14 protein-coding genes are annotated in these 17,139 nt (G+C 68.6%); 5 read left to right on the top strand and 9 right to left on the bottom strand.

Annotated features, from left to right (window positions below; translation table 11 throughout):
* Positions 1-33: 33 nt before the first annotated feature.
* Entirely contained in the window at positions 34-2,169 is a 2,136-nt protein-coding gene (locus tag OG579_RS04865) for an Rv1355c family protein (protein WP_328858286.1), read from the bottom strand.
* 223 nt (positions 2,170-2,392) lie between these two features.
* Between OG579_RS04865 and OG579_RS04860 the strand changes: the two genes are divergently transcribed.
* Entirely contained in the window at positions 2,393-3,169 is a 777-nt protein-coding gene (locus OG579_RS04860; protein ID WP_328858285.1) for a hypothetical protein, read from the top strand.
* A 4-nt stretch (positions 3,170-3,173) separates the two neighbouring features.
* Here OG579_RS04860 and OG579_RS04855 read toward each other — a convergent pair whose 3' ends face one another.
* Positions 3,174-4,481: a GGDEF domain-containing protein gene (locus OG579_RS04855; RefSeq protein ID WP_328858284.1), complete on the bottom strand. Its 1,308-nt coding sequence runs from the start codon at positions 4,479-4,481 to the stop codon at positions 3,174-3,176.
* A gap of 135 nt (positions 4,482-4,616) precedes the next feature.
* Positions 4,617-4,796, bottom strand: coding sequence for a hypothetical protein (locus tag OG579_RS04850; protein WP_045823154.1), 180 nt, complete (start codon positions 4,794-4,796; stop codon positions 4,617-4,619).
* Positions 4,797-4,997: 201 nt separating this feature from the next.
* Between OG579_RS04850 and OG579_RS04845 the strand changes: the two genes are divergently transcribed.
* The 3 genes from OG579_RS04845 to OG579_RS04835 all read left to right on the top strand — a co-directional run bounded on the left by OG579_RS04845 (position 4,998) and on the right by OG579_RS04835 (position 7,674).
* Entirely contained in the window at positions 4,998-6,128 is a 1,131-nt protein-coding gene (locus tag OG579_RS04845) for an NDMA-dependent alcohol dehydrogenase (protein WP_328858283.1), read from the top strand.
* A 74-nt stretch (positions 6,129-6,202) separates the two neighbouring features.
* On the top strand, positions 6,203-7,033 hold the full coding sequence (locus OG579_RS04840) for a serine hydrolase domain-containing protein (RefSeq protein WP_328858282.1): 831 nt from the start codon (positions 6,203-6,205) through the stop codon (positions 7,031-7,033).
* 122 nt (positions 7,034-7,155) lie between these two features.
* Positions 7,156-7,674 (top strand): DUF3145 domain-containing protein, encoded by a 519-nt coding sequence (locus tag OG579_RS04835; protein WP_045823151.1) that lies wholly within the window; start codon positions 7,156-7,158, stop codon positions 7,672-7,674.
* Between the two features lie 83 nt (positions 7,675-7,757).
* Here the strand turns inward: OG579_RS04835 and OG579_RS04830 are convergent, their stop codons facing one another.
* The 6 genes from OG579_RS04830 to aceE all read right to left on the bottom strand — a co-directional run bounded on the left by OG579_RS04830 (position 7,758) and on the right by aceE (position 16,159).
* Positions 7,758-9,209: an acyl-CoA carboxylase subunit beta gene (locus tag OG579_RS04830; protein ID WP_045823322.1), complete on the bottom strand. Its 1,452-nt coding sequence runs from the start codon at positions 9,207-9,209 to the stop codon at positions 7,758-7,760.
* A gap of 62 nt (positions 9,210-9,271) precedes the next feature.
* Positions 9,272-10,537: a KasA/KasB family beta-ketoacyl-ACP synthase gene (locus tag OG579_RS04825; protein ID WP_328858281.1), complete on the bottom strand. Its 1,266-nt coding sequence runs from the start codon at positions 10,535-10,537 to the stop codon at positions 9,272-9,274.
* A 5-nt stretch (positions 10,538-10,542) separates the two neighbouring features.
* Positions 10,543-10,848 carry a meromycolate extension acyl carrier protein AcpM gene (gene acpM, locus OG579_RS04820; protein ID WP_235456734.1) on the bottom strand — a complete coding sequence of 102 codons (306 nt, stop codon included), beginning with the start codon at positions 10,846-10,848 and terminating at the stop codon, positions 10,543-10,545.
* Positions 10,849-10,964: 116 nt separating this feature from the next.
* The gene (locus OG579_RS04815) at positions 10,965-11,873 is read right to left on the bottom strand and encodes an ACP S-malonyltransferase (protein ID WP_082080263.1); all 909 of its coding nucleotides are present in this window, start codon (positions 11,871-11,873) and stop codon (positions 10,965-10,967) included.
* 202 nt (positions 11,874-12,075) lie between these two features.
* Positions 12,076-13,338 (bottom strand): PucR family transcriptional regulator, encoded by a 1,263-nt coding sequence (locus OG579_RS04810; protein ID WP_045823147.1) that lies wholly within the window; start codon positions 13,336-13,338, stop codon positions 12,076-12,078.
* Positions 13,339-13,378: 40 nt separating this feature from the next.
* Positions 13,379-16,159: a pyruvate dehydrogenase (acetyl-transferring), homodimeric type gene (gene aceE, locus OG579_RS04805; RefSeq protein ID WP_328858280.1), complete on the bottom strand. Its 2,781-nt coding sequence runs from the start codon at positions 16,157-16,159 to the stop codon at positions 13,379-13,381.
* A gap of 272 nt (positions 16,160-16,431) precedes the next feature.
* Between aceE and OG579_RS04800 the strand changes: the two genes are divergently transcribed.
* The gene (locus OG579_RS04800) at positions 16,432-17,019 is read left to right on the top strand and encodes a hypothetical protein (RefSeq protein ID WP_150116506.1); all 588 of its coding nucleotides are present in this window, start codon (positions 16,432-16,434) and stop codon (positions 17,017-17,019) included.
* Positions 17,020-17,139 lie beyond the last annotated feature (120 nt).

Genomic DNA, 17,139 nt, shown 5'->3' with positions numbered 1-17,139 from the left:
GTGCCGCCCGTCGCGGCTGTCGCGACGAACACCTCACGCCAGGGGTGGCCTTCGCCGACTGACCGGCACGGGCGTCGGGTTGCGGAACACCCGCAGGATCACCGCCACCGCAGCGTTGTCGTCGAGTCCGAACGACTGGCGCACCCCTCGGTCGATCACTCCCAGCGCGCGGGCGTGGGCGAGTGAGATCTGCCGTCGCTCATCGTCGTTCGCGGCATAGAGCGACGGGGGGACCGCGGGTGACACCGCGAGCCCCAGTGCCGTGGCGCACAGCCACACCGCCTCGGTCGCCATCCCGCCGCGGACGAAACTCTCCCGGCCCCAGTCGTCGACGCTGATCGCGACGAGGCCGGAGGACGAGCGTGCCGCACCCGCGGTGGGCGCGCCGAGCACCGATCCGGCGCCCCAGGCCTCGAGGTGGGCCATCGCGTCCGGTCGGGAGACGAGGTCGAGCATCCCGCGCGCCGCGACCGGCACACCGAGGGACTCGATGTCGACACCGGTGTCGGGATCGGCCGATCCCGGTCGTCGCCGCGCCTCGGTCATCTCGGCGTGCAGGGCCGGCGTGAGGTGTCGGATCCGCGCGCCGTCGCCCAGCAGTGCCGAACACGTCTCGAGTTGCGCCCGGTCGGTCAGCAGGTGCACACGCGCGTCGGCCGCGGTGAGCGCCTCGATCTCGGCGGGGTGCAGCGGCGAGCCGTCACCGGGGAGTCGAGATGTGGCGCGGCGCAGTACGAGACCGATGTCGTGGGCGCGGTCGTCGGCGCCGGTGCCCATCTCGTGGCGCACACGCATCCCGTCGTCGTGGATCGTCGTGTGTCCCAGCCGACCTCGCGCAGAGGCCGCGACCTCCATGTTGTGGGCGAGCGCACCGAGGGCCACCGCGCTCATCCTGCGTGCGAGGTCGGTGGTGCGCGGCGGTGCGGTCTCCCGGATGCGTGCGTCGATCCCGTCGCCGTCGATCCCGATCGACCAGGGCTGCCCGTTGTGGGCCGACGGCGCGCGCGACGCGGCGAACGCGACGGCCTCGTCGTCGGGCAGTCGGTCGAAGATCGCGGCGAGGTCCGGGGTCTCGGGCGTGGGGGGTGTCGGGGGCGGTGTGGTCGGGAGGTCGTCGAGGGGGTCGTGCACGCGATCGAGCGCGGCCTCGATGTCGATGCGCACCCGTCCCGACGGTAGGGGAAGGCCCAACCCGAGGCGACGCACCGCGGCCGCGCACGATGCGCCACCGAGCGCGACGTCGCCGCCGAGTTGCGGCCAGGTCGCCAGCGTCGCCCCGACCTCGAGGGCCGAGGCGGCCATCCGCGAGGTGACACGGGTGGGGTCGAGCAGGGCCAGCGCCAGCGGCACCTTCTCGCCCGCGGTCAGGCCGGTCAGGCCGGCCGCATCGATGTCGCCGAGCAGTCCGTGGAACAGCGGGCGGTCCGGCGACAGGTCGAACCGCTCCACGTCGAGCACCCCGCCGTCGCTGGTCTCCATGATCACGGGTATCCCGGCGGCGCGTGCCCGGTCGCGGATGAGCACCTTGGCGTCGAAGGAATCGCATTCCTCGGCGACGAGATCGAGGCCGTCGAGAAAGTGCGCTGCGGTCGTCTCGTCGATGCCGACCGGCATGATCTCGACGGTCAGATAGGGGTCGATCTCGGCGATGCGTCGCGCAGCCACCACCGCCTTGTTGACGCCGATGTCGAAGACGGTGGCCGGGACACGGTTGAGATTGGACAGGTCGATCTCGTCGAAATCGGCGAGCCGCAGCGTGCCTGCGAGTCCCTCGATCGCGATGGTGTGGGCGACACAGTGTCCGACGCTCAGACCCACCACACCGACCCGGCGCGAGCGCAGGACGGCGTCCTCGGCGAGGGTGATCTTGTTCTGGTTCCGATCGAGCCGCAGGCGCCGGAACCCGCTGGGCCCCAACAGGTGTACGAGAGTCGACCGCCACGGATAGAAGACCCACCGCGAGTCGCGCAGGTGATGGTCGTCAGGGGCGGGGACCACCTCGCTCAACGAGATCCGTTGCGCCGCGAGGGTGTCGGTCACCTGTACGGCGGAATCGTCTCGGAGGGCGGCGATGCGGAGACGGTCGCGATCGTCGGAGGGGTCGAGGATCTCCACCGATGCGAGATCCGACGTCGGGCGCGAAGAACTCGTCGATGAATGATCGGACATGTCGATCCCTCTTTTCCGAAAGCGTGTTTAATGGTTTCTCGGGGGCGATGTCGAGAATCATCATCGACAGTCGTACAGGGGTTGTCGGGGGGCATTCACCAACGCGTATGGCGTATGTATTCCGATGAATTCTGTGCATTATTCGACATTGAAGAATGGTCTTTCTGTCGACGTCGTCTCCGCGTCCCGAGCTCGGAGTTCTCACGTTGCAGAAAGGTGTGCGATGTCCCTCGCAACAGCTGTGCAGTCCTCATCCCGTCTGACCGACCGACTTCCCGGGGTCGGACTGACGACGATGACCGACCCGTCGAGCGGGTGTCGACTCACCATGGCCACGCCCGATGCCGCACCGGACCTGTGGATCCGCTATCTCGACGGAGCCCGCGCGGTCTACCGGGCACATCGGGTCTCTGCCGCACTCGATTACGACGCCGTCGCCGACGGGACCTCGACGAGCGTGTTCTTCGCGGTGACCGACGACCACGACGTCCTGCTCGGTGGACTGCGGGTGCAGGGCGCCTACGTCTCGGTGGACCAGACCCACGCGGTGCAGGAATGGGCCGGGTGCGACGGCCGCGACGCGCTGATCGATGCGATCGACCGGCGCCTCGACGCCGGCGTCGTCGAGCTGAAGACCGCTTGGGTCAACCCGCTCGCCGACGATCCGTCGGCGGTGTCGTCGCTGCTCGCCCGCGTGGCCCTGCCCGTCGTCTCGGCGATGGGCGTGCGGTACCTCATGGCCACCGCAGCCGAGCACGTCCTGCGTCGGTGGTCGTCGTCGGGTGGCCGCGTCGACCGGACCGTCCCCGCGTCGCCGTACCCCGACGACCGCTACCGGACGAGTCTGATGTGGTGGGACGCCACGACACTGGCCCGCAACGCCGACCCGACCGTGTACGCCCAGATGCGTCACGACACCGCGGGTCTGCTGGGTCCCGACGCCCTGCTCGGCGGCGCGGAGCGGATCGACGCGATGGACCGGAGCCGTCACGCAGCCTGATCCCTCACGCCATCCGGCGGGCGGGGGCCGCGGAGCCGACGGCGTCGCCGTCCACGAAGTGGATCGGTGACGACGACAGGCACACCACGCGGTCCCGTCCCGCGCTCTTGGCCACGTAGACCCACCGGTCGGCGAGGTGGGTGAGGTGATCGATCACATGCGAGATGTTCGGGCGACCCGATCGCGTGCTCGACAGCGGCGCCGCCACGGCACCGATGCTCACCGTGACCGTCGACCCCGCGGCGACCGCCTCGCGGATCCGCTCGGCCGTGGCCGACAATGCGGCCTGACCGGTGGTGCCGCACAGGACGACGAACTCCTCGCCGCCGAACCGCCCGATGAGACTGCTGCGGGGTGCGGAGGCAGTGATCGCGGCGACGGTGTCGACGAGGACGGTGTCGCCGACGGCGTGTCCGAGGCGGTCGTTGATCGCCTTGAAGTGGTCGACGTCGATGAGCAAGAACCCGACCTGGTCACCTGCGGTCGCGACGGTCGTCAGCAGATCGCCGCTGCGGGCGAGGAATCCGCGCCGGTTGAGCAGACCCGTCAGCGGGTCGGTGTCGCCGAGGACGGCGTACCGCTGCATCGTCACCTCGAGCGAGTTGCGCAGCGCCGCGACGATGAAGACCGGGACCATCACGTTGGCCACACCGGCACCGCACCGCACGATGACGCCGACGACCGAGGTGACGTCGATGAACGCCAGACCGATGGCGAGCGCGACGGCGAACATCGAGAACGACACGACCACGCGGCGTGAGGACGACATCGCCGCGATCGCCGGTATCGCCGCGAGCAGGGTGATGATGACCCCCGACGCGGCGGGCTCGGTGACCACGTAGGCGGCCACCGCGATCCCGACCATCCCGATGAAGCCGAAGGCGGCGAACAGTCGGTCGCCCAGGCGTCCCACGACCAGCGTCGTGCTGAAGACCAGCAGCGTGAACAGCCAGACGGTCACGAGCCAGGGCAGCCCGCCCTCACGGATGAAGGCCGGCTGCAGGAAGGCCAGGACCGGCAGGGGGAGTGATCCGCTGGTGCTGAGCAGAACCGCGGCCGAGCGGGCGTCGAACCGACGCATCAGTCTCGCGGTGGCCGAACCGCGACCCCGCCCGGCGACGACCTCGGTGCGTGGATCGCTGTCGAGTTCGGCGATGGAGTGCATCCGGCGTTGCCGCGACTCGTCGACCGCCGCATCGGCGCGCCTGTCCGGTTCCCGAGGCGGGGCTGACGGAAGGCGCGGGGAAACGACGGGAGGCGGCGGATCGGTGCTCGCCGCACGGCCGCGCGGCGTCTCCGGGTCCGTGTGCACGCCGACAACTATGCCCTGTTCATCGCGGTTTCGTCACAGGTCCGCATGCCGGACACCCGGGGTGGTGGGACGGTGTCACCCATCGTTACCGGAGCTTTCCATATCGGTGTCGTCGACGCTGTGACCGCGCACAAGTCAGTCGGCCGACGGCCACGGGTAATCCGTGCTGTGCATGACGATGTCGCAGCGACCGCAGATCCAGATGCGTTGCGGTGGATCACTCCGGTTGTCCCAGCCGACCAGCATCCGGCGGCCGCCCAGACGGTGGCCGAGCGGGCAATGCGAGGGGAATCGCTCGATCAGGGGCGCCATCATCCACTCCAGACTCGGCCCGCGACGAGATCGATCGCGACACTACCGGCGTGCCACGACGGGTGTCACCGGCGACCGGTCCCGGCCCGCCGCGACGACTCGCCGATGCGGAAATAGAACACGTTCCATTTTTGCCCCGGAGTGACTAGTGTCACCACTAGGACACGTCGGGTCATCACCCCGGCGACGATGTGGAGGTTGTTCGTGAAGACCAAAGGTGCACTGCTCAGGAACTTCAACGAGAAGTGGGCGATCGAGGAGATCGAGATCGGCGAGCCCCGCGCCAGCGAGGTGCGCATCCGCATGGAGGCGGCCGGGATGTGCCACTCCGATCACCACCTCGTGACCGGTGGCATCCCCATGGCCGGGTTCCCCGTCCTCGGCGGACACGAGGGCGCGGGCGTCATCGAGGCCGTCGGAGAGGGTGTCACCGACTTCGCGGTCGGCGACCACGTGGTGCTGTCGTTCATCCCCTCGTGCGGCAAATGTCCGTCCTGTCGCTCGGGGCTCAGCAACCTCTGCGACTTCGGCGCGATGCTCCTGCAGGGCGAGGCCGTGTCCGACAACACCTTCCGCGTGCACACCGCGGCGGGGGAGAACGTCTACCCGATGACACTGCTCGGGACGTTCTCGCCGTACATGGTGGTCCACGAGACCTCGGTGGTGAAGATCGACCCGTCGATCCCCTTCGAGGTCGCCTGCCTCGTCGGCTGCGGTGTCCCCACAGGGTTCGGATCAGCCACCCACAGCGCCAAGGTGCAGGTGGGCGAGGACGTCGCGATCGTCGGGTGCGGCGGCGTGGGCATCTCCGCCCTGCAGGGCGCGGTGCTCGCCGGTGCCCGCAACGTGTTCGCCATCGACCCCGTCGAGTGGAAACGCGAGCAGGCCATGAAGTTCGGCGCCACCCACGCCTTCGCGAGCGTGGAGGAGGCGGCCATGACCATCGCCGAGGTCACCGAGGGCGGTATGGCCAAGAAGGTCATCGTCACCGTCGGTGAGGTGCACGGCTCCGATGTCGACCTGTGGATGGGCATCACCGCCAAGGCGGGCACCTGCGTGCTCACCGGCATGGGCTCCATGATGGAGACCGACGTGACGCTCAACCTCGCCATGCTCACCCTGCTGCAGAAGAACCTGCAGGGCACCATCTTCGGCGGCTCGAGCCCCAAGCTCGACATCCCCATGCTGCTGTCGCTGTACAAGACCGGCAAGCTCAACCTCGACGACATGGTCACCCGGCAGTACCGCCTCGAGCAGATCAACGAGGGTTACCAGGACATGCTCGACGGCAAGAACATCCGCGGCGTCATCCGCTTCACCGACGAGGACCGCTGAACCCGTCTCCGACGGGGGACCGCTGAACCCGTCTCCGACGGGGGGATCGCTGAACCGTCTGACACGATGATCGCGTGCCCGTACTCGATCAGCTCGACGGATGGCCGGTGGACTCGGTGTCGGCCGCGGTGGTGGTCGGCGGCGAGGTCGTCGCGCGCCACGGGGACACCGGACGGGCGTACCGCCTCGCGTCGGTGACCAAACTGCTCAGCGCGTACGCGGTGCTGGTCGCCGTCGAGGAGGAGGCCGTCACCCTCGACCGGCCGGCCGGCCCACCCGGGTCGACGGTCGCCCACCTCCTCGCGCATGCCTCCGGTCTGGCCTTCGACGCCGTGGACGGCGACACCGCGGCGATCGAGGCCGGCGTCGGGGAGAAGCGGATCTACTCCAACGCGGGCTTCGCCGTGCTCGCCGACGAGGTCGCCACCGCGACCGGCATCGGGTTCGCCGACTACCTGCACGAGGCGGTGTGTGCCCCGCTCGGGTTGGGAGCGACGGCGCTGAGCGGGCCGGCCGGACACGGTGCGGAGTCGTCGGTCGACGACCTCGCCGTGTTCGCCGCCGAACTCCTCGCACCCCGACTGCTCGCCACGTCGACCGTCTCCGAGGCGACATCGGTGCAGTTCCCGGGCCTCGACGGCTTCGTGCCCGGGTACGGGAGGCATCGGCCCAACGACTGGGGTCTCGGGATGGAGATCCGGGCCGAGAAGTCGCCGCACTGGACCGGGACGTCGAACTCGCCCGCGACGTTCGGCCACTTCGGACAGTCCGGGACGTTCCTGTGGGTCGATCCCACGATCGATGCCGCCTGCGTGGTGCTCACCGACCGCGACTTCGGGGCCTGGGCCAAGCCCCTGTGGTCGGAGTTCAACGACGACGTGGTCGCAGCGATTCACGATCGATAACACTGTGCACTGGCGCAACACGGGTCACATGAGGCACACTTGTGGTGCACAGTGTGCTATCGCCGGATGTCGCAAGGTCGTTGGGGAAGACGCTCCTCGTCGACATCCCGGAGGTTGGAACAGTGCGCACTCTCGAACAGTTCGCGGACCGGACGACGGGCGTGGTCTACATCCACTCGTCGCCGACCGCGTTGTGCCCGCATGTGGAGTGGGCCCTGTCGTCGACCCTCGATGCCCGCGCGAACCTGAAGTGGTCCGCGCAGGAGGCGGCGCCGGGCCTGCAACGGGCGACCGTCGACTGGACCGGTCCGGTCGGTACCGGCGCACGATTGGCCAACGCCCTGCGTGAGTGGTCGCCCCTGCGCTTCGAGGTCACCGAGAACGCCAGTGACGGCGTCGACGGCGAACGGTTCTGCCATGTCCCCGGACTCGGTCTGTGGCGGGGCTCGATGAGCGCGAACGGTGACGTGATGATCGGTGAGATGCAGCTGCGCGCCATGCTCGACGCCCAGGCCGACGGCATCGGACTGGCCGGACGCCTCGACGCCGCGCTCGGCACCGCCTGGGATTCCGCGCTCGAGGAGTTCCGCATGGGGGGCGCCGGCGCCGAGGTCACCTGGCTGCACCAGCGCGTCGGCTGACCGGACCCCCTCGACGCGATCCATACGACGAGAAAGGCCCTGGACCTCCGAGGTCCAGGGCCTTTCTCGTGTTCAGGATCGGATCACAACGGGATGTTCTTGTGACGTCCTCGCCGTGCCGGTGCCGAGGCCAGGGCCTCGGCGATCATGCTGCGGGTCTTCGCCGGATCGATGATCTCGTCGACGACACCGATCGACTGCGCGCGACCCACACCGCCGGCGATGGCCTCGTGCTCCACCGCGAGGCGATCGTGCAGGGCCTCACGCTCGTCGTCGGCCGCAGCCGCCAGCGCCTTCTTGTGCAGGATGCCGACGGCCGCCTTGGCGCCCATCACCGCGACCTCGGATCCCGGCCACGCGAACACCGCGGTCGCCCCCAGCGCGCGGGAGTTCATCGCGATGTAGGCCCCGCCGTAGATCTTGCGGGTGACGAGCGTGACGCGGGGAACGGTGCACTCGGCGAACGCGTGCAGCAGCTTCGCGCCACGACGCACGACGCCGTCCCACTCCTGGCCGACACCGGGCAGGTACCCCGGGACGTCGGTGAGGACGATCAGCGGGATCCCGAAGGCGTCGCAGAGACGCACGAACCGGGCCGCCTTCTCGGCGCTGAGCGAGTTGAGGCACCCACCCATGCGCAACGGGTTGTTGGCGACGACGCCGACGCTGCGTCCCGACAGTCGGCCGAAACCGACGACGATGTTCGGCGCGAACTTCGCCTGGATCTCCTCGAAGCTGGAGATCTCGGTCTCGCCATCGGCGGCGAGGTCGGTGTCGAGCAGGCCCGCGACGACCGGGTGGACGTCGTACGCCCGTCGGTTCGACTCCGGCAGAAGCGCTTTGAGGTCGGTGTCGCCGGCCTCGGCGCGCTGCCTGCTGAAGTGGCCCTGCTGGCTGAACGTCGCCACGAGGCGACGGGCACGCCACAGGGCGTCGGGCTCGGAGTCGGCGGTGATGTGGCTGACGCCCGACTTCTTGCCGTGCGTCAGCGGTCCGCCGAGCGACTCCATGTCGACCTGCTCACCGGTGACACTGCGGACGACGTCGGGTCCGGTGACGAACACCCGGCCGGCCGGCGCCATGATCACGATGTCGGTGAGCGCGGGACCGTACGCCGCGCCACCCGCGGCGAAACCGACCACCACGGAGATCTGCGGGACGTACCCGGAGGCACGCACCATGGCCTCGAACACCTTGCCGACGGCGTGCAACGCCTCGACGCCCTCGGCGAGGCGTGCGCCTCCCGAGTGCCAGATCCCCACAATGGGGGCCTGTTCGGCGATCGCGGTGTCGATGGCATTGACGATGTGCGCACACCCGACCACACCCATGGCGCCGCCCATGACGGTGCCGTCGGTGCAGTACGAGATGGTGCGCACGCCGTTGACGCGACCGACGGCCGCCTGCACGCCCGACTTGTCGCGGGAGTGCAGCAGCGACATCGAACCCTCGTCGAAGAAGTTCGTCAGTCGCAGCAGCGGATCACGAGGATCTGCCGAGTCCTCGTGCGAGGTGATCGGAGCCATGGTTGTCATCGATTCTCCTAACAGTTCCGGCGAGTCACGCACCACAGGCAACTGTGTGTTGGTGACGGGTGTCAGTAACGCCCAAAGGCGAGCGCCACGTTGTGCCCACCGAATCCGAACGAGTTGTTGATGGCGTAGTCGATGTGCCCGTACCGCGGCTCACCGGCGACGACGTCGAGATTGCACTCCGCGTCCATGTTGTCGAGGTTCAGCGTGGGCGGGATGACCCCGTCCTCGATGGCCTTGACCGTCAGGACCGATTCCAATGCACCCACCGCGCCGATGGAGTGCCCGAGCGCGGACTTCGGTGCGTACACCGCAGCGTGCTCGCCGATTGCCGAGTTGATCGCCAGCGCCTCGGCGGTGTCGCCGATCGACGTCGACGTCGCGTGGGCGTTGACGTGCGTGATGTCGGTGCGCTGCAGACCTGCGGTCTCCAGTGCACGCGCCATCGCGCGTGCCGCACCCAGTCCCTCGGGATGGGGTGCGACGAGGTGGTACCCGTCGGACGTGATGCCCTGACCCAGCAGACGCGCGTGGATGTGCGCACCACGGGCCCGGGCGTGATCCTCGCGTTCGAGGATCATCAGCGCGGCGGCCTCGCCGAACACGAAACCGTCGCGGTCCTTGTCGAACGGTCGCGACGCCGCGGCGGGGTCGTCGTTGCGCGTGCTCATCGCCCGCATCATCGCGAAGCTGGCGATCGGCACGGCGTCGATGAATCCCTCGACACCGCCGGTGACGACCATGTCGGCGTCACCGAGCACGATGTGCCGCCATGCGTGGGCGATCGCCTCCGAGCCCGACGAACACGCCGAGACCGGGGTGATGACGCCCGCGCGGGCCCCGACGTTCAGGCCGATGACCGCGGCGGGTCCGTTCGGCATGGTCATCGGGACGGCCAACGGCGACACCTTGCGGTAGTTGCCGGTCAGCGTCATCGCGTCGTGTGCGGCGATGAGCGCATCGCCGCCGCCGAGGCCGGTGCCGAGAACGACCGCGAGGCGGTCTTTGTCGACATCGGGCTCGCCGGCCTGCTCCCACAGGCGCTTGCTCATCACGTGGGCCATGCGCTCGACATAGCTCATGCGACGGGCTTCGACGCGGGACACCTCTTCGGTCGGGTCCTTGACCAACTTCCCGCCGATACGAACCGGGAGTTCGTACTTGGTCAGGAAGTCGTCTGTGAGGGTCTTGATACCGGACTCGCCGGCCAGAAGACCCTTCCACGTGGAGTCGAGATCCTCACCGACCGACGTCGTCGCGACCATGGAGGTCACGACGACGCTGGGGAAGTTCCCGGCTGCCGTGGAGAATTCACGAAGAGTGGAGGTCAATTACGTCACTCAGCCTTCTTGTTGGCTTCCACCTGCGCTGCGATGGCGGCAGCGGCCTCGGGGTTCTCGGCCTCGAGCTTCTGGATGTAGCCCACCGCGTCACCGACGGTGCGCAGACCGGCCAGATCCTCATCGGGGATCTTCACTCCGTACTTGTCCTCGGTCTGCACCGCGATCTCGACCATCGACAGCGAGTCGATGTCGAGGTCGTCGACGAAGGACTTGTCGAGCGTGACCTCGGAGGGCTCAATACCGGTGACCTCTTCGATGATCTCCGCGATGCCGGCAATGAGTTCTTCCTGAGTCGCCACGGGGTGGCTCCCTTCTTGTCGTGTTCGTCCTGACATGTTCCGGAACGGTGGCCTGGCCACCGTCTGGACGGGCGCCTGCGGCGCCTTTCCGGGTACCCCCGCGTGTGCGGGGGCAACTATCCAAGTTCTGTGATGCCCTCGAGGTCGTCGGGCGTCTTCAGGGCGCGCGTGGGCGTCCCCTTCAGCTCGCGTTTGGCGATCCCGGTGAGCGCTCCGGCGGGCGGCAGTTCGATGAGCGAGTCGACGCCGAGTTCACGCATCGTCGCCGAACAGAGATCCCATCGAACCGGGTTGGTCACCTGCGAGACGAGTCGCGCGAGCGCCTCGACACCGGAGGTGACGGGCTTGCCGTCGAAGTTGGACAGGAGCACAGCGGTGGGATCCTGCGGGGTGATGGCCGCGGCCGCTGCCGCGACCGCATCCTGGGCCGACGCCATGAAGTGCGTGTGGAACGCTCCGGCCACGGACAGCTTACGGGTTCGCGCCTTCTCCGGCGGGTCGGCGATCAGCGTGTCGATCGCCTCGACGGTGCCGGCGGCCACGATCTGCCCGACCGCGTTGCGGTTGGCGGGCACCAGATCGAGTTCGGCGAGACGGGCGAGCACCTGCTCCTCGTCGCCCCCGAGCACCGCGGCCATGGTGGTGGGCACCTCGGCGCACGCCTTGGCCATCTCCGCGCCGCGGATCGCCGCGAGCGAGACGGCCTCGTCGCGGGTGATCACGCCGGTGATCGCGGCGGCGGCCAGTTCGCCGACGGAGTGCCCGGCGACGACGACGTCGGCCGGGATCCGGTGACGCTTGCCGAGCTCGTCGAACGCCAACAGCGCCGAGACGACGACGAGCGGCTGGGTCACGGCGGTGTCGGTGATCTCCTCGGCGGTCGCGGTCGTCCCGAGCCGCTCGAGGGGCAGCCCGGTCAGCTTGGACCACGTGGCGACCTGGTCGGCCGCACCGGGGAGCTCGAGCCACGGCTCGAGCATTCCGGGAGTCTGGGAGCCCTGTCCGGGCGCAAGCAATGAGAGCACCTGATCAGAGAACACCCTTCGGGCGCCCGATGCTGGTGTGGAGGGCACCGAACCTTATCGCCGGCTTTTGTGCGGTTCCTACAAACGACTGTGCGGACGTATCCACTTCGTCACCGGTTCGAGATTCGTGATCCGCAACAGACTCATCTCGCACGCGATGGGAAAATACACACAAAACTGTGACGCACGTTACTCATGGGGCTCATGAGAGCGTTCCCTGGTGCACTTGCGCCAGACGCCCGACCGTCGATGCGACCCGCAGCACGTACGCATCGCGCGGGTTGGTCGGGTCCCGACCGGTCACCTCGGCGATCCGTTTTAGTCGATATCTGACAGTATTCGGATGAACGAACAGTTCCCGCGCGCACGATTCGACCGATCCGCCCGAATCGAGATACGCATCGAGGGTGTTGGTGAGTGTGTCGCCGCCCTTGGCCAACGGCGTCACCAAGAAGTCGTTGAGAGTCCGCACCGCGGCCCGGTCGCCGAGCAACGCACGCTCGGGCAGGAGCTCCCAGCTGTGGACCGGCCGCGGGGCACCGGGCCATCCCGCGACCGCCTCCATGCCGGCCAACGCCTCCACGGCACTGCTGTGGGCCGCACCCAGCGACGGGGTGGTGTGACCGATCACGACCGGCGCATCGGCGAAATGCGTCAGCAGGGTCGTCACGAACGGATCCGACGAGTCCATCTCACCGCTGACGATGGCCACCAGCAACGTGCCCTGCACCACCGACAGGGCCGACCGGTCGTGCCGACGCGCACTGTTGTGGATCGCGAGCGGCACCGACACGTTCTGTTCCGGGGGTGGGTAGCCGACCACCACGGTGGCCGTCGCGTCGGAATCCCAGTTGAGGGCGGCCGCGCGGGACAGCAGGGTCGGGCCGGTGTCGCCGCGGACGACGGCGTCGACGACCAGTGCCTCCACCCGCGAGTCCCAGGCGCCGCGGGACTCGGCCGCCGAGGCGTAGATCGCGGCCGCCGCGAACCCGATCTCGCGGCCGTAGCGCAGCACCGATTCGGTGAGTGCCCGCAGCTGTGCGTCGTTGCGGGCGAGCAGGGGCAGCCACTTCTCGAAGAACTCCATCGCGACGCGCACCATCTCGACCGACTGCAGGAGGCTGATGCGTCGGGTGAGGTCCTGCGGGACCACCTGGAAGGCCTGCACGGTGAACTTGAGGTTGCCGTCGGGATCCTGCAGCCATTCCACGAAGTTGACCACCGCGGTCTGCACCACCAGCTGCACGCTCGCGCGTTGCCCCGCCTCGAACTCGGCGAAGTACGGCAGCTGGTCCTGCATCGAGTGGACGGCCTCCGTGGCCAGACGACCGCTGTACTGCTTGACCCGCTTGAGCAGCGTGTCGGGCAACGCGTCGTGGACGTCGGCCGGAGCCGGTACCCGAGCCCCCCGCTCGCTGAACAGGTCACCCGGACTCTGTTCGGGGGCGTGGGGGGTCTCGGTCACCGGTTCACACTAGTGCGCCCCGAGGTCACGTCGCACCGACTCACGACACGCCGGGATCACTGGTCTGCTCGGGTGCCGCCAGGACGTCGGTGATGTCGTAGCGCTGCGCCGCCTCCGCCACGACCGAGGTGTCGAGATGGCCGTCACGGGCCAGCCCCGCCAGCACGCCCACCGCGATCGACTCGGCATCGACGTTGAAGAAGCGTCGCGCCGCCGGCCGGGTGTCGGAGAAACCGAACCCGTCGGTGCCCAGGGTCAGGTAGGTGCCGGGCACCCACGCGCGGATCAGTTCGGGGAGCCCCCGCATGAAATCGCTGACCGCGACGAACGGTCCCTGCGCCGACGACAGTGCCGAGGTGACGAACGGCTGCTCGTGCTCGCCGTCGGGATCGCGGAGTGACGCCTTCTCGTAGGCGACACCGTCGCGGGTCAGTTCACCCCACGAGGTCACCGACCAGATGTCGGCGGCGACGTCCCAGTCCTGGGCGAGCAGTTCCTGCGCACGGACCGCGTCGGTCATCGTGACGCCGGAGACCAGGATGTTGGCCGGGTACTGCTTCTTCTCGTGCGCGGCGTGGCACTTGTAGATGCCCTTGAGCACGCCGGTGACGTCGAGGTCCTCGGGCTGCGGCGGCTGGGAGATCGGCTCGTTGTAGACGGTGATGTAGTAGTAGATGTTCTCCGGGTCGTCGCCGAACATCCGCCCGAGTCCGTCGACGACGATGTGCGCCATCTCGTAGGCGTAGGCCGGGTCGTAGGCCACCACAGCGGGATTCGTCGACGCCAGCACCAACGAGTGTCCGTCGGCGTGCTGCAGCCCCTCGCCGGTGAGCGTGGTCCGGCCCGCGGTCGCGCCGATCACGAAACCACGCGCCATCTGGTCCGCCGCGGCCCACAGACCGTCGCCGGTCCGCTGGAAGCCGAACATCGAATAGAAGATGTACAGCGGGATCATCGGCTCGTCGTGGGTGGCGTATGAGGTCCCGACCGCGGTGAACGACGCCGTCGAACCGGCCTCGTTGATGCCCTCGTGCAGGATCTGCCCGACCTCGCTCTCCTTGTAGGCGAGCATGAGGTCGGCGTCGACCGAGGTGTAGAGCTGACCGTTGCGGTTGTAGATCTTGAGCGACGGGAACCACGAGTCCATGCCGAAGGTGCGGGCCTCGTCGGGGATGATCGGCACGACGCGCTTGCCCACCTCCTTGTCGCGCATCAGCTCCTTGAAGATGCGGACCAGCGCCATGGTCGAGGCGACCTGCTGTTTGCCCGAGCCCTTCGCCATGGCCTTGATGACGCCGTCGGTCGCGGGCTGCAGCGTCTTGCTCTTCGTGCGCCGGACCGGCAGGAACCCGCCGAGCGTCTTGCGGCGGTCGAGCATGTACTGGATCTCGGGGGCATCGGCACCGGGGTGGTAGTACGGCGGCAGGTACGGGTCCTTCTCGAGCTGAGAATCGGTGATCGGGATGCGGCAGCTGTCGCGGAAGTCCTTCAGATCGTCGAGCGTCAGCTTCTTCATCTGGTGCGTCGCGTTGCGGCCCTCGAAGTGCTTGCCGAGGGTGTAGCCCTTGATGGTGTGCGCCAGGATCACCGTCGGCTGACCCTTGTGGGCCATCGCCGAGGCGTAGGCGGCGTGCACCTTGCGGTAGTCGTGTCCTCCGCGCTTGAGCTTCCAGATGTCGGCGTCGCTGATGTCCTTGACCAACTCCTTGGTGCGCGGGTCGCGCCCGAAGAAGTGCTCACGGACGAACGCGCCGTCGTTGGCCTTGAACCCCTGGAAGTCACCGTCGGGGGTGGTGTTCATGAGATTGACCAGGGCGCCGTCGCGATCGGCGTGGAGCAGGGCGTCCCACTCGCGGCCCCACACGACCTTGATGACGTTCCATCCGGCGCCGCGGAAGAACGACTCGAGCTCCTGGATGATCTTGCCGTTGCCGCGCACCGGGCCGTCGAGCCGCTGCAGGTTGCAGTTGACGACGAACGTGAGGTTGTCGAGGCCCTCGGTGGCCGCGACGTGCGCGAGGCCGCGCGACTCCGGCTCGTCCATCTCACCGTCGCCGAGGAACGCCCACACGTGTTGCTCGGAGGTGTCCTTGATGCCCCGATCGTGCAGGTAGTGGTTGAACCGCGCCTGGTAGATGGCGTTCATGGGGCCCAGACCCATCGAGACGGTCGGGAACTGCCAGAAGTCGGGCATCAGTCGCGGGTGCGGGTACGAGGGCAGGCCGCCGCCCTCGCCGGCGTGGCTGTGCTCCTGACGGAAGCCGTCCATGCGGTGCTCGTCGATGCGCCCCTCGAGGTAGGCGCGGGCGTAGATGCCGGGGGAGGCGTGGCCCTGGATGAAGATCTGGTCGCCGCCGCCGGAGTGGTCCTGGCCGCGGAAGAAGTGGTTGAAGCCGACCTCGTACAGCGCGGCCGACGACGCGTAGGTGGAGATGTGCCCGCCGACACCGACGCCGGGTCGCTGTGCGCGGTGCACCATGATCGCGGCGTTCCAGCGGATGAACGCGCGGAACCGACGCTCGACCTCCTCGTCACCGGGGAACCACGGTTCGCTCTCGGTGGGGATGGTGTTCACGTAATCGGTGGAGGTCAGCGCAGGGATCGACACACGGCGTTCGCTGGCGCGCTCGAGCAGCCGCAGCATCAGGTAGCGCGCGCGACCCGGGCCCGCGTGGTCGAGCAGGCCGTCGAACGAGGCGAGCCACTCGTCGGTCTCCTGCGGGTCGATGTCGGGAAGGTACGAGGCGACGCCCTCGCGGATGACACGCACCCGATCGCTGCCGGTCGTCTTCGGTGCGTCCTGGGTGCTTTTCTCGGTCACTGGTGAGTGTCTCCTCAAGTCGTCCGGCGCAGGGGAGTGACGGCCGGGGCGTGCGGTGGTCCGGCGCGGATGGTGTGTGTTTCGGAGCCGGTGTGGCCTCGGTGCGGGCATGGGTGCGCCCGAGTGGGAGGTACGTCACCAATCGTGCCGTATGTGACGCAGGATTGGCGAAGGTGTGGCGTACCTCGCCGGTGCGGACGCCGATCGCCCAGGTGAGACGCGCTCGGCGGCGGTGTTGTGAGCGCGGTGAGCGCTGGGGCACTATCTCCTGTGTGAATCGACTCGGGGGGTGCGGGTGGGTCCGCGCATGCGCTGTCGGTGCCGCGACGGGCGCGCTGGTCGTCGTGCTCTCGGCGTGCGCGACCACGGTCGACGGGTCCGGTCGGGTCGATCCGGTGCAGGTGTCGGACTATCTGGCCACCCGGTCCTCGGCCTCGGCGCGGGCGAGTGCCGACGCGCAGACCGCGGCCGACTACGCGACCTGTGCCGCGGTGACGTCGGCGGCCGCCTCCGCCTCGCGCGCGTACAACGCGTTCGTGGCGCGGCTGAACTCCACACAATCGTTCGACGACCTCGCACGGACCGACGGTGGCGCCGTCGATGCGCTCAACCGGGCGGGATCCGCGGTGACCGGTGCGATCACCGGATCGACCTCCGACCAGGTCCGCTCCACCGCCGGCGGGTTCGCCGCGCGCAGCACCGACCTGGCCCGTGTGGTGGCGGGAAAGCAGCGTGACGCGCTCAACGCCTCCTCCACGGCGTGGGAGCGTGCCCGCGACACGGCGTTGTCGGCGTGTGGTCCCGTCTCCGGCGGCGGGCCCGTCGGTGCGCAGCCGTCGGCCGCGACGCCCGGCGGCTGATCGCCGCACCGAGACCGGCGGTGCGACGACCCGGCGGGACGCGCCACGCGAACTGTGACTCGGCTTGCAACTTCGCCATGCAGACTGTTCTCTAGAAGAAGTCGAACCGGTACACCGTTG

The sequence above is a fragment of the Williamsia herbipolensis genome, assembly GCF_036153515.1.
Taxonomy (GTDB): domain Bacteria; phylum Actinomycetota; class Actinomycetes; order Mycobacteriales; family Mycobacteriaceae; genus Williamsia_A; species Williamsia_A herbipolensis.
The sequence above is the reverse complement of the archived record's forward strand: the minus strand, read 5'-3'. Positions and strand labels throughout refer to the sequence as shown.

Bases quoted from the DNA above. Each gene is read 5' to 3' on its own strand.
- OG579_RS04865 (WP_328858286.1), bottom strand. From the start codon at position 2,169: ATGTCCGATCATTCATCGACGAGTTCTTCGCGCCCGACGTCGGATCTC.
- OG579_RS04860 (WP_328858285.1), top strand. From the start codon at position 2,393: ATGTCCCTCGCAACAGCTGTGCAGTCCTCATCCCGTCTGACCGACCGA.
- OG579_RS04850 (WP_045823154.1), bottom strand. From the start codon at position 4,796: ATGATGGCGCCCCTGATCGAGCGATTCCCCTCGCATTGCCCGCTCGGC.
- OG579_RS04830 (WP_045823322.1), bottom strand. From the start codon at position 9,209: ATGACAACCATGGCTCCGATCACCTCGCACGAGGACTCGGCAGATCCT.